Raw genomic sequence first — 13,344 nt, forward strand, 5'->3', positions numbered from 1 at the left:
TCGGTCGCTCCGCATGACTGCTGGAAGTGGCCGAACTGTTCTTATAGCCGCGAACCGGATTCGGCACAGGAAATCATGAGACCGAATACTTCGGCAAGACTCGGCAACTCTATCATGGGCGCCGGAGCTAATGAAGGCCGCTGCTTTGAAGAAACAACGCCCAACGTGCCTCGTACGGACAAATGCGCTTTTCGGCAGTCGAATGCCGAATTTTCAAAATGAACCAATGGACCGCTACGGCGGTCCACGGAAGCTGCACCGTTATGGTGAGCGCCGCACCGTTATGGTGCATAAAGGGCCTGACCTAAGGCTTTGATTATCTGAGGTTTGACGATACAATTTTGAGCGGTCGCCCATTGGGCTCATAAGCTGGCTTCGGCCGGCTTTTTTGACGTTTGGTGGATTGACAGCCGCTGTCTTGTCATCGTTTTATGAGGATTGAAGAGTGATCGATTCGGCTTTACCTGAGCGGCAGGGGCTGTACAACCCCGCCAACGAGCACGACGCCTGCGGTGTCGGTTTTGTAGCGCACATCAAAGGCACCAAGAGCCATTCGATCGTCGAACAGGGGTTGCTGATTCTGAAGAATCTCGACCACCGCGGTGCAGTCGGAGCCGATCCGTTGATGGGTGACGGTGCGGGGATTCTGATCCAGATCCCGCACGACTACTTCCAGGAAGTCATGGCCGCGCAGGGCGTCACCCTGCCGCGCGCCGGCGACTACGGCGTTGGCATGGTTTTCCTGCCCAAGGAATGCGCGTCGCGCCTCGCCTGCCAGGAGGAAATCGAACGCGCCGTGCGTGCCGAAGGACAGGTCGTCCTCGGCTGGCGCGACGTGCCGGTCAACCACACGATGCCGATGTCGCCCGCCGTGCGCGAGCGCGAGCCGATCATCCGCCAGGTCTTCATCGGCCGCGGCCCGGACATGATGGTGACCGATGCGCTCGAGCGTAAGCTCTACGTCATCCGCCGCCGCGCCGCGAACGCGATCCGCGGTCTCGGTCTCGAGCACAGCAAGGAGTTCTACCAGCCGTCGATGTCGGCGCGGACGATCGTCTACAAGGGCCTGCTGCTCGCCGATCAGGTTGGCGAGTACTACCTCGATCTCCAGGACCCTCGCTGCGTTTCGGCGCTGGCGCTGGTGCACCAGCGCTTCTCGACCAACACCTTCCCGACCTGGCCGCTGGCGCATCCGTTCCGCATGATCGCGCACAACGGCGAGATCAACACACTGCGCGGCAACTACAACTGGATGCGCGCGCGCGAAAAGGGCACCTCGTCGCCGCTGCTCGGTGACGACCTGGAAAAAATCTGGCCGCTGATCTACCCGAACCAGTCCGATACGGCGTCGTTCGACAACGCCCTCGAACTGCTCGTCATGGGCGGCTACTCGCTGGCGCACGCGATGATGATGCTGATCCCGGAAGCCTGGGAATCGCACACGCTGATGGACGAAAAGCGCCGCGCCTTCTACGAGTACCACGCGGCGATGATGGAACCATGGGACGGCCCCGCCGCCGTGGCGTTTACCGACGGCCGCCAGATCGGCGCCACGCTCGACCGCAACGGCCTGCGTCCGGCGCGCTATCTGGTGACCGATGACGACCTCGTCGTCATGTCGTCGGAATCGGGCGTACTGCCGATCCCGGCCGAGAAGATCGTCAAGAAGTGGCGCCTGCAGCCCGGCAAGATGTTCCTGATCGATCTCGACCAGGGCCGCATCATCGACGACACCGAACTCAAGGAAACGCTGTCGCGCCAGAAGCCGTACCAGGACTGGGTCGACCGCATCAACATCAAGCTCGACAGCCTGGCCGCTCCGGCCGTGGCGAAAGCGCCCGAGTGCGCCGCTTCGCTGCTCGACCGGCAGCAGGCCTTCGGCTTCAGCCAGGAAGACATCAAGTTCATCCTCGAACCGATGTCGAAGACCGGCGAGGAAGCGACCGGCTCGATGGGCAACGATACGCCGCTCGCCGTGCTGTCGAGCAAGAACAAGCCGCTCTACAACTACTTCCGCCAGCTGTTCGCGCAGGTGACCAACCCGCCGATCGACCCGATCCGCGAGCAGATGGTCATGTCGCTCGTCTCGTTCATCGGACCGAAGCCCAACCTGCTCGGCATCAACGAGATCAACCCGCCGTATCGTCTGGAAGTGACGCAGCCGGTGCTGACCTTTGCCGACATGGCGAAGCTGCGCAACATCGCCGCGTCGACCGACGACCGCTTCCACTCGGCCGAACTCGACATCTGCTACCCGCTGGCCTGGGGCAAGGAAGGCGTCGAGGCGCGCCTGGCGTCGCTCTGCGCCGAAGCCGAGGACGCGGTGCAGAACGGCTGCGGCCTCTTGATCGTCTCCGACCGCAAGCTCGACAAGGACCACGTCGCCATCCCGGCGCTGCTCGCCACCTCGGCCGTGCATCAACATCTGGTGACGCGCGGCCTGCGCACGCGCGCCGGTCTCGTCGTCGAAACCGGCTCGGCGCGCGAGACGCACCACTTTGCACTGCTCGCCGGTTACGGCGCCGAGGCGGTTCACCCCTACCTCGCGCTCGAAACGATCGAGCAGATGGTCGGCGGCGACAAGGCCGCGGCGGAGAAGGCGATCAAGCACTTCGTCAAAGGCGTCGGCAAGGGCCTGCTCAAGGTCATGTCCAAGATGGGCATCTCGACCTACATGTCCTACACCGGCGCGCAGATCTTCGAAGCCATCGGCCTGCAGAAGAAGATGGTCGACAAATACTTCACCGGCACCTCGACGCAGGTCGAGGGCATCGGCGTCTTCGAGGTGATGGAAGAAGCGATTCGCCAGCACAAGCTGGCGTTCGGCGACGACCAGACGCTCGAAAACGCGCTCGACGCCGGCGGCGAATACGCCTATCGCATCCGCGGCGAAGACCACATGTGGACGCCGGACGCGATCGCCAAGCTCCAGCACTCGACGCGTTCCGGCAAGTACGACACGTACAAGGAATACGCACGCATCATCAACGACCAGTCGAAGCGGCATCTGACGCTGCGCGGCCTGTTCGAGATCAAGTCGGCCGGTCCGGTCGTGCCGCTCGCCGAAGTCGAATCGGCCAAGGACATCGTCAAGCGTTTCGCCACCGGCGCCATGTCGCTCGGCTCGATCTCGACCGAAGCGCACAGCACGCTGGCGATCGCCATGAACCGCATCGGCGGCAAGTCGAACACCGGCGAGGGCGGCGAGGATCCGGCGCGCTTCAAGCCGGCCAAGGCCGGCCAGATGGTCTCCGACATCATCGGCAAGGGCCGCATCGAACGCGACCTCAAGCTGAAGGACGGCGACAGCCTGCGTTCGGCGATCAAGCAGGTTGCCTCCGGGCGTTTCGGCGTCACCGGCGAGTACCTGGTCAATGCCGACCAGATCCAGATCAAGATGGCGCAAGGCGCCAAGCCGGGCGAAGGCGGCCAGCTGCCAGGGCACAAGGTTTCCGAGTACATCGGCTTCCTGCGCCACTCGGTGCCGGGCGTCGGCCTCATCTCGCCACCGCCGCACCACGACATCTACTCGATCGAAGACCTGGCGCAGCTGATTCACGACCTGAAGAATGCCAACCCGAAGGCCTCGATCAGCGTCAAGCTCGTCTCCGAAGTCGGCGTCGGCACGATTGCCGCCGGCGTGACGAAGGCCAAGGCCGACCACCTGGTGATCGCCGGCCATGACGGCGGCACCGGCGCCAGCCCGCTGTCGTCGATCAAGTACGCCGGTTCGCCGTGGGAGCTTGGCCTCGCCGAGACGCAGCAGACGCTCGTGCTCAACCGCCTGCGCAGCCGCGTGCGCGTGCAGGCCGACGGCCAGATGAAGACCGGCCGCGACGTGCTGATCGGCGCGCTGCTCGGCGCCGACGAGTTCGGTTTCGCCACCGCGCCGCTCGTCGTCGAAGGCTGCATCATGATGCGCAAGTGCCACCTCAACACCTGCCCGGTCGGTGTGGCCACGCAGGATCCCGAGCTGCGCCGCAAGTTCTCCGGCCAGCCCGAGCACGTCGTCAACTACTTCTTCTTCGTTGCCGAAGAACTGCGCGAGCTGATGGCGCAGATCGGCATCCGCAAGTTCGACGATCTGATCGGCCGTGCCGACCTGCTCGACGTGAAGAAGGGCATCGAACACTGGAAGGCGCGTGGTCTCGACTACAGCAGCATCTTCCACGTGGCCGACAACACTTCGGGCGAGACCGTCCATCAAAGCGGCACGCAGGACCACGGTCTGGAGAAGGCGCTCGACAACGAGCTGATCGAACTCGCCAAGCCGGCGCTCGACAAGGGCAAGGCGGTGAAGATCGAACTGCCGGTGAGGAACGTCAACCGCACGGTCGGCGCCATGCTCTCCAGCCGGGTGGCCGGGAAGTACGGTTACGCCGGTCTGCCGGACGACACCATCCAGATCAAGCTGAACGGCACCGCCGGACAGAGCTTCGGTGCCTTCCTGGCGAAGGGCGTGACGGTGGACCTCGTCGGCGAAGGCAACGACTACGTCGGCAAGGGCCTCTCGGGCGGGCGCATCATCGTGCGTCCGGCGCCGGAGTTCAAGGGCGACACGACGAGCAACATCATCGTCGGCAATACCGTCCTTTACGGCGCCATCGAAGGCGAGTGCTTCTTCTCCGGCGTGGCCGGCGAACGCTTCGCCGTGCGCAACTCGGGTGCTACGGTCGTCGTCGAAGGCGTCGGCGATCATGGCTGCGAATACATGACGGGCGGCACAGTCGTCGTCCTTGGCATGACCGGGCGCAACTTCGCTGCCGGCATGTCGGGCGGCGTCGCTTATGTGCTCGACGAAGACGGCACCTTCGCTTCGCGCTGCAACATGACGCAGGTCGCGCTCGAACCGGTCGAAGAGGAAATCGCGGCACGCAAGGGCTCCGAGTCGGGTGACGAACTCGAGAGCGCCGGCAAGGTCGACGTGCGCCACCTCGGCTTGCCCGACGAAGTCCTGCTCAAGGGCCTCGTCGAGAAGCACGCCAAGGCCACCGGCAGCAAACAGGCGACACGGATACTCGCCGACTGGGCGCACTACCGGGCGCGTTTCGTCAAGGTCATGCCGCACGAGTATCGTCGTGCGCTCACGGAAATGGCCGCCAAGCAGGCCGAAGATCAGCAACAGGAGGCAGCGTAAATGGGAAAGCCAACCGGCTTCATGGAGCGTCAGCGTTTGTCGGAGGCGTATGAGCCTGCGGAAGCCCGTCTGAAGCACTATCGAGAATTTGTCGCCACGCTCAACGACGAGCAGGCGAGCGTGCAAGGCTCGCGCTGCATGGATTGCGGCATTCCGTTCTGTAACAGCGGCTGTCCGGTAAACAACATCATCCCGGACTGGAACGACCTCGTTTATCGCGGCAAGTGGAAGGAAGCGCTCGCCGTCCTGCACTCGACCAACAATTTCCCGGACTTCACCGGCAGGATCTGTCCGGCGCCGTGTGAAGCCGCGTGCACGCTCAACATCAACAACGAGGCCGTCGGCATCAAGTCGATCGAGCACGCGATTGTCGACAAGGGCTGGCAGATGGGCTGGATCGTGCCGCAGCCGCCCAAGTCGAAGACCGGCAAGAAAGTCGCTGTCATCGGCTCCGGTCCGGCCGGTCTCGCCGCCGCGCAGCAGCTGGCCCGCGTCGGCCACGACGTGACGGTGTTCGAGAAGAACGATCGTCCGGGCGGTCTGCTTGGCTACGGTATCCCGGACTTCAAGCTCGACAAGTCCCTGATCGAGCGGCGCGTCAGGCAGATGCAGGCCGAAGGCGTCACCTTCCGCAATCGCGTCATCGTCGGCAGCAAGGAGTTGCCGGCGGGTATCGTCTGCGACGCCAAGGACTTCGTCTCGGCCGAACAGATCCAGAGCGAGTTCGACGCGGTGATCCTGGCCACCGGTTCCGAAGTGCCGCGCGACCTGCCGATTCCCGGCCGTGAACTGAAGGGCGTCTACCCGGCGCTGCAGTTCCTCATCCCGCAGAACAAGCAGGTGAGCGGCGGCAAGACGAACCCGATTCACGCCAGGGGCAAGCACGTCATCGTGATCGGCGGCGGCGATACGGGTTCCGACTGTGTCGGCACCAGCTACCGCCACGGCGCGGCGTCGGTAACGCAGTTCGAACTGATGCCGCAACCGCCCGAACAGGAAGACAAGCCGCTGACCTGGCCGTACTGGCCGCTCAAGATGCGGACGTCTTCTTCGCATCTCGAAGGCGACACGCAGCGCAAGTTTTCGATCGCGACCAAGGAGTTCATCGGCGAAAAGGGCGTGCTCAAGGCCCTGAAGACCGTCGAGCTCGAATGGAAGGGCGGCAAGATGAGCGAAGTTGTGGGTAGCGAGAAGGTCGTTCCGGCCGATCTCGTCTTCCTGGCGATGGGCTTCGTCAGCCCGGTTGGCGGCGTGCTCGAAGCCTTTGGCGTCGAGAAGGACGCGCGCGGCAACGCCAAGGCAACGACCGACGGCGAAGGATGCTACGCAACGAGCACGGCCAAGGTGTTTGCCGCCGGCGATACGCGGCGCGGGCAGTCGCTGGTCGTCTGGGCGATCCGCGAAGGCCGTCAATGTGCGCGTGAAGTCGATCTCTTCCTGATGGGAAGCACGTCGCTGCCGCGCTAGTGACCTCAGGAACGAATTAGTTCCGATCAGCAGAAAACCCCGCCAAGGCCAGCTTTGACGGGGTTTTTCTTTGGCTGGCGCCGTGGCTATGGCATAGTAGCGCGGTGCACAAAACAGGGAGTAGACGATGAATCCGGAGTTGCAAAAATCCTTGCAGGTCACCTCACTGTCCGGCTCTCTGGATAGCTACATGCTGATCATCCTGTTGATCATGATCGCGGCCGGCGTCCTTGGCGGCGTTGCCAACTACTTTCTCCGTGACCGTCAGCAGGAGTCGAGTCCGCAAGACTGGGCAAAATATTCCATCCTCGGCGTCATCGCCGCGCTGACCGTTCCCCTGTTCCTCAACATGATCTCGAGCAACCTGCTCGAAGCCGCGCGCACCCGGCCGGTGGACTTCTTCGTGTTCGCCGGCTTCTGCCTGATCTACGTCGTCGCGTCGCGCCGCGTCTTCGAAAACGCCGCGAACAAATTGCTCGGCCAAGTGGATCAGATGAAGCGTGAAATGGTCCAGATCAAGCAGCAAAGACAGGAGGTAGCACTCTCCGCATTGCGCGAAGAACCCGCCGTAGCCGCCGACACCCCTTTGCCGGCGGTCAAGCCCGAAGTGATCAAGGAATCGCTGTCCTACAACGACATCGAGATCCTGCGCGCGCTGTCTGAAGACAGCTACGTGTATGGCAACCTCGCCGGCCTCACCGACAAGACCGGTCTCGCGCGCGACCTTGTCAGTTCGCGTTTGACCGTCTTGAAGTCGCTCGGCCTCATCGAAACCCGCATCAACGACAAGAACGTCCTGCACTGGTTTGTTTCGCCGAAAGGCAAACAGATGCTGGGCGACATCCTCTCCGGACAGGAAGATCGCTGACGGCGCTGATTACGCCGATTCGACTGTCCGCTTCACCAGGTACCACAACTCATGAATATCGTCATTCTCGCCGCCGGGCAGGGGAAGCGCATGCATTCCAACCTGCCCAAGGTTCTCCATCCGATCGCCGGCAAGGCGCTCGTCGCGCACGTCATCGACACGGCGCGCAGCCTCGCGCCGCAAACGCTGTGTCTCGTCTACGGCCACGGCGGCGACGCCGTGCGAACGACGCTGGCCGCACCCGACCTCGCCTGGGCGCTGCAGGAACCGCAACTCGGCACCGGCCATGCCGTACAGCAGGCGCTGCCGCACCTCAAGGACGGCGGCACGACGCTCGTCCTCTACGGCGACGTGCCGCTGATCCAGGCCGAGACGCTGAAGCGCCTGCTCCAGGCAGCGCAGGACGCGCTGGCGATCCTCACCGTCGAACTCGCCGATCCAAGCGGCTATGGTCGCATCGTACGCAACGCCAAAGGTGAGGTCGTACGCATCGTCGAGCAGAAGGACTCGACGCCCGAGGAGCGCGCTATCCGCGAGATCAACACCGGCATCATGGCCATGCCGACCGCACGCCTCGGCGAGTGGCTTGGGCGCCTGTCGAACGATAACGCGCAGAAGGAGTACTACCTGACCGATATCGTCGGCATGGCGGTGGCGGACGGCTTGCCTATCCACACGGCGAATCCGAAGCACGCGTGGGAGGTGCTCGGCGTCAACAGCAAGGTGCAGCTCGCCGAACTCGAACGCGTCGCGCAGCGCAACGCGGCCGAACAGCTGATGGAAGGCGGCGTGCGCCTGGCTGACCCGGCGCGCTTCGACGTGCGCGGCGAACTCGTCTGCGGGCGCGACGTGTTCATCGACGTGAATTGCGTGTTCGAGGGCAAGGTCGTGCTCGACGAGGCCGTCGAAGTCGGTCCCAACTGCGTGCTCAGGAACGCCCGCATCGGCGCCGGGACGAAACTCGCTGCTTACACGCACGTCGAAGACGCTGTCGTCGGTCCGGACGGGCGCATCGGCCCCTTCGCCCGTCTGCGCCCGGGCGCCGAGCTGGCCGAGGACGTGCATGTCGGCAACTTCGTCGAGATCAAGAAGAGCACGATCGCCGCGCACTCGAAGGCGAACCATCTCGCCTACATCGGCGACGCGACCATCGGCAGCCGGGTTAACGTCGGCGCCGGCACGATCACCTGCAACTACGACGGCGCCAACAAGTTCCTGACGATCATCGAGGACGATGTCTTCATCGGCTCCGATACGCAGCTCGTCGCGCCGGTCCGCGTCGGGCGCGGTGCAACGCTCGGCGCCGGAACGACGCTGACCAAGGACGCGCCGCCCGACACGCTGACCGTCTCGCGCGCCAAACAGCTATCCATACCGGGCTGGAAACGTCCCGTTAAAATCAAGAAGTGAGTTGAATCATGTGTGGAATCGTCGCCGCGGTCGCTGACCGCAACATCGTCCCGGTCCTCATTGAAGGCCTGCGCAAGCTCGAATACCGTGGCTATGACTCGGCCGGTCTCGCCCTGATCAACAGTGCCGGGTTGCAGCGCCTGCGCGCCGTTGGCCGCGTCGCCGAACTGGCCGCTCAGGTCGACGAGACCGGCGCCTCGGGCACGACCGGCATCTCGCACACGCGCTGGGCGACGCACGGCGTTCCCTGCGAGCGCAACGCGCATCCGCACATTTCTGGCGGCCTCGCCGTCGTGCACAACGGCATCATCGAGAACCACGAAGTCCTGCGCGCGCGGCTGCGCACCGAGGGCTATGTTTTCGATTCGGACACCGATACCGAAGTCGTCGCGCACCTGATCGCGTCGGAACTGAAGAAATGTCCGGACTTCTTCGCGGCAACGCGCAACGCCATCTCGCAATTGCAGGGAGCCTACGCCATCGCCGTGCTGCGCGAGGCCGACCCCGGCCATGTCATCGTCGCGCGCGACGGCGCGCCGCTGCTCCTTGGACTGGCCGCGGACGGCAACTACGCGGCGTCCGACGTCTCGGCGCTCTTGCAGGTCACGCGCCGCATCGTCTATCTGGAGAACGGCGATTGCGCCGAGCTGACACGCACCCGTTATCGCATCACCCGCTTCGACGGCTCGCCGGTCGAACGCCCGGAGACCGAATCGCAGCTCTCCGCCGACGCCGTCGAACTCGGCCAGTACCGCCACTACATGCAGAAGGAAATGTTCGAGCAGCCGGTGGCGATCTCGAACACGCTGGAGATGCTCGGCACCGCGCGCAGCATCCAGCCCGGCCTGTTCGGCGCCAGCACCGAGGAAGTGCTCAAGGACATCCGCCAGGTCCTGATCATCGCCTGCGGCACCAGCTACCACGCTGGACTCGTCGCGCGCTACTGGCTCGAAGCGATGGCCGGAATCCCGTGCAACGTCGAGGTGGCGAGCGAATACCGCTACCGCGAAACCGTCCCCGACCCGCAGACGCTGGTCGTCACCCTCTCGCAGTCTGGCGAGACGGCCGACACGCTGGCCGCACTGGAACACGCCAAGTCGCTCGGCATGACGAAGACGCTGTGCATCTGCAACGTGCCCGAGTCGTCGCTGGTGCGCGCCAACGCGCTGCGCTTCATCACGCGCGCCGGTCCGGAGATCGGCGTCGCCTCGACCAAGGCCTTCACCACGCAGCTCGCCTCGCTCTACCTGCTGACGCTGATCGTCGCCAAGCTGCGCGGACGTCTGAGCGAAGCGATGGAGGCCAAGGAACTGAGCGCGCTGCGCCACCTGCCGGCGGCGGTCAGCGACGTGCTCGAACTCGAGCCGCAGATCCGCACCTGGGCCGAGCGCTTCGCCATGAAGCCGGATGCGCTCTTCCTCGGGCGCGGCCACCATTACCCGATCGCCATGGAAGGCGCGCTGAAGCTCAAGGAAATCTCGTACATCCACGCCGAGGCCTACCCGGCCGGCGAGCTGAAGCACGGGCCGCTGGCGCTCGTCGACAAGGAAATGCCGGTGATCGCCGTCGCACCGAACGACGTGCTGCTGGAAAAGCTGAAATCCAACCTGCAGGAGGTGCGCGCCCGAGGCGGCGAGTTGTACGTCTTCGCCGACGCCGACAGCGACATGCACTCGTCCGACGGCGTGCACGTCATCCAGCTGCCCGAGCATTACGGGCAGTTGTCGGCGCTGCTGCACGTCGTCCCGCTGCAGCTGCTCGCCTATCACGCCGCGCTGGTGCGCGGCACCGACGTCGACAAGCCGCGCAACCTGGCGAAGTCAGTCACGGTCGAGTAGAGACACAAGGAGAAAAAGGCGTGAGCCAAAGCAATCAGCAACTGTTCGAACGCGCACAAAAGCACATCCCCGGTGGCGTGAACTCGCCGGTACGCGCCTTCCGCTCGGTCGGCGGTACACCGCGCTTTTTCGCCAAGGGCCAAGGTGCGCGCGTCACCGACGCCGATGGGAAAACCTACCTCGACTACGTCGGCTCGTGGGGGCCGCTGATCCTCGGCCACGCGCATCCCGAAGTCGTCAGGGCGGTGCAGGAAGCGGCGGCGGACGGCTTGTCCTTCGGCGCGCCGACCGAGCGCGAAGTCGAGATGGCCGAGCTGCTGTGCGCGCTGTTGCCGTCGCTCGACATGGTGCGCCTGGTCAGTTCAGGCACCGAGGCGACGATGAGCGCCATTCGTCTGGCGCGCGGCCACACCGGCCGAGACCTGCTGATCAAGTTCGAAGGCTGCTACCACGGCCATTCCGACGGCCTGCTGGTCAAGGCCGGTTCCGGCCTGTTGACCTTCGGCAACCCGAGCTCCGGCGGCGTCCCGGCCGACGTGGCGCAGCACACGCTGGTGCTCGACTACAACGACGTCGGCCAACTCGAAGCGGCTTTCGCCGAACACGGCGCACGCATCGCGGCGGTGATCGTCGAGCCGGTCGCCGGCAACATGAACCTGATCGCGCCGCAACGCGCCTTCCTCGAAGCCATGCGCGCGCTGTGCACGCAGCACGGCGCGGTGCTGATCTTCGACGAGGTGATGACCGGCTTCCGCGTCGGGCCGCAGTGCGCGCAGGGCGACTACGGCATCACGCCGGATCTGACGACGCTCGGCAAGGTGATCGGCGGCGGCATGCCGGTTGGCGCCTTCGGCGGCAAGCGCGCGATCATGGAGAAGATCGCGCCGCTCGGCCCGGTCTATCAGGCGGGAACGTTGTCGGGGAATCCGGTCGCGGTGGCAGCCGGGCTGGCGACGTTGCGCCTGATCCAGGCGCCGGGTTTCTACGACGCACTTTCCGCCTCGACCCGCGCCCTGTGCGACGGCCTCACCGAGGCTGCCAGGCGGCACGGCATCGCGTTTTCCGCGCAATCAGTCGGCGGCATGTTCGGGATCTACTTCCGCGCGAGTTGCCCGACGAGCTACGCCGAGGTCATGGAGTGCGACAAGGAGGCGTTCAACCGCTTCTTCCACGCCCTGCTCGACGCCGGCCATTACCTCGCCCCGTCGGCGTTCGAGGCCGGTTTCGTCTCGGCTGCGCACGGTGCTGACGATATCGCCGCGACGATCGCGGCAGCAGAAGCCGTCTTCAAATCCTGGCGCTGATCAGCGCAGCCAGCCCTTCTTGTAGAAGAACCAGAAGGGCACGGCAACCGAGAAGAGCATCAGGCCGAGCGAGAACGGGTAGCCGTACTCCCAGTGGATTTCCGGGAAGAAGCCCTGGAAGTTCATGCCATAGACGCTGGCGATCAGGGTCGGCGGCAGCATGGCGACGGAGGCCACCGAGAAGATCTTGATGATCTTGTTCTGGTTGATGTTGATGAAGCCGACCGTCGCGTCCATCAGGAAGTTGATCTTGTTGAACAGGAAAGACGTGTGACCGTCGAGCGACTCGATGTCGCGCAGAATCTGGCGTGCGTCTTCGAGCTGCGTCGAATTGAGGAACTTGCCGCGCATCAAGAATGAAACACCTCGCCGCGTGTCGTGCACGTTGCGCCGGATGCGCCCGTTCAAGTCTTCTTCGCGCGCGATGTCGGCGAGGATCTTGGCAGCTTCGGCGTCGGTCACCTCGGTGCCGAGTACGTGTCTCGAGACCTCCTCCAGCGCTGCGTACACATCCTCCAGCGCGTCGGCCGAATACTCGGCGTCGGCGGCGTACAAGTCGAGCAGCACGTCCTTGCCGTCCGTCACGTAGCCCGGCTGCGTGCGAGCACGCAGGCGCTGCAAGCGGAAGACCGGCAGTTCTTCGGTCCGCACGGTAAACAGCACGTCGCGATGCAGAATCAACGCGACCGCGACGTTACGCGAGCCTTCCTTGGTTTCGAGCAGGAAGTCCGAGTGTAAATGAACCTCGCCGTTGTCTTCGACGTAAAAACGCGCGCTGGACTCCAGGTCGGTCAGGCTGCTCGGATTCGGCAACTGCACGTCAAAAAAGCGGCCAACCCAGGCGCGGATTTCCGGCGTCGGCGCCACCAGGTCGACCCAGATCGGCTTCAGGCATTTCAGATCGAGCGGCGTATTGACCGTGATCTGGCTCAGGCGGCCGTTGCGCAGCTCGAAGGCGCTGACCGTCGTTTTCTCGTTGCGGTGATGGCTGTCGCCGATCAATTCCTGGCGGACTTCGTCGCTGAGGATTTCCAGGATCGCTTCGCCGCGATCCTCGCGCACCTCGTACCAGACGATCAGGCGATCCTCGGGCTCGAGCGTTTCCAGGATCTGGGCGATCTCGGCGAGCGGAATCCGCTCGAGCAGTGAACGCATGCCGGTCAGATGCTGCTTGTGTACGACGTCCTCGACGAGATCGTGGCGCGGCATGTCCTGCCGATGAACGAGGTCCTCGACCAGCTTGTGCTTGGCGAGCAGTTCGCGCACGGCGGCCAGGTGGTCGGGGGTTGTTTTTTCTTCACTCATCGGGCAAGCCTCCCT

The 13,344-nt window shown here is 64.3% G+C and carries 7 protein-coding genes; 6 read left to right on the forward strand and 1 reads right to left on the reverse strand.

Translation table 11 applies throughout. The annotated features are described in order from the left end of the window. Positions 1-448 precede the first annotated feature (448 nt). The 6 genes from KBA32_RS00255 (at position 449) to hemL (ending at position 12,024) form a co-directional block, all read left to right on the forward strand. Complete coding sequence (locus KBA32_RS00255) at positions 449-5,137, forward strand: glutamate synthase-related protein (protein WP_294353607.1); 4,689 nt, start codon at positions 449-451, stop codon at positions 5,135-5,137. Next, on the forward strand, positions 5,138-6,604 hold the full coding sequence (locus tag KBA32_RS00260; RefSeq protein ID WP_294353485.1) for a glutamate synthase subunit beta: 1,467 nt from the start codon (positions 5,138-5,140) through the stop codon (positions 6,602-6,604). A gap of 127 nt (positions 6,605-6,731) precedes the next feature. Continuing rightward, complete coding sequence (locus KBA32_RS00265) at positions 6,732-7,472, forward strand: YEATS-associated helix-containing protein (RefSeq protein ID WP_294353488.1); 741 nt, start codon at positions 6,732-6,734, stop codon at positions 7,470-7,472. A gap of 51 nt (positions 7,473-7,523) precedes the next feature. Beyond that, entirely contained in the window at positions 7,524-8,882 is a 1,359-nt protein-coding gene (gene glmU, locus KBA32_RS00270; RefSeq protein WP_294353491.1) for a bifunctional UDP-N-acetylglucosamine diphosphorylase/glucosamine-1-phosphate N-acetyltransferase GlmU, read from the forward strand. An 8-nt stretch (positions 8,883-8,890) separates the two neighbouring features. Continuing rightward, entirely contained in the window at positions 8,891-10,720 is a 1,830-nt protein-coding gene (gene glmS / locus KBA32_RS00275) for a glutamine--fructose-6-phosphate transaminase (isomerizing) (RefSeq protein WP_294353494.1), read from the forward strand. Between the two features lie 20 nt (positions 10,721-10,740). Continuing rightward, positions 10,741-12,024, forward strand: a complete 1,284-nt coding sequence (gene hemL / locus KBA32_RS00280; RefSeq protein ID WP_294353497.1) for a glutamate-1-semialdehyde 2,1-aminomutase — start codon at positions 10,741-10,743, stop codon at positions 12,022-12,024. Here hemL and corA read toward each other — a convergent pair whose 3' ends face one another. Then, positions 12,025-13,329, reverse strand: a complete 1,305-nt coding sequence (gene corA / locus KBA32_RS00285) for a magnesium/cobalt transporter CorA (protein WP_294353500.1) — start codon at positions 13,327-13,329, stop codon at positions 12,025-12,027. Between the last annotated feature and the right edge of the window lie 15 nt (positions 13,330-13,344).

The sequence above is a fragment of the Propionivibrio sp. genome, from assembly GCF_017995515.1.
In the GTDB taxonomy this organism is placed as follows: Bacteria; Pseudomonadota; Gammaproteobacteria; order Burkholderiales; family Rhodocyclaceae; genus Propionivibrio.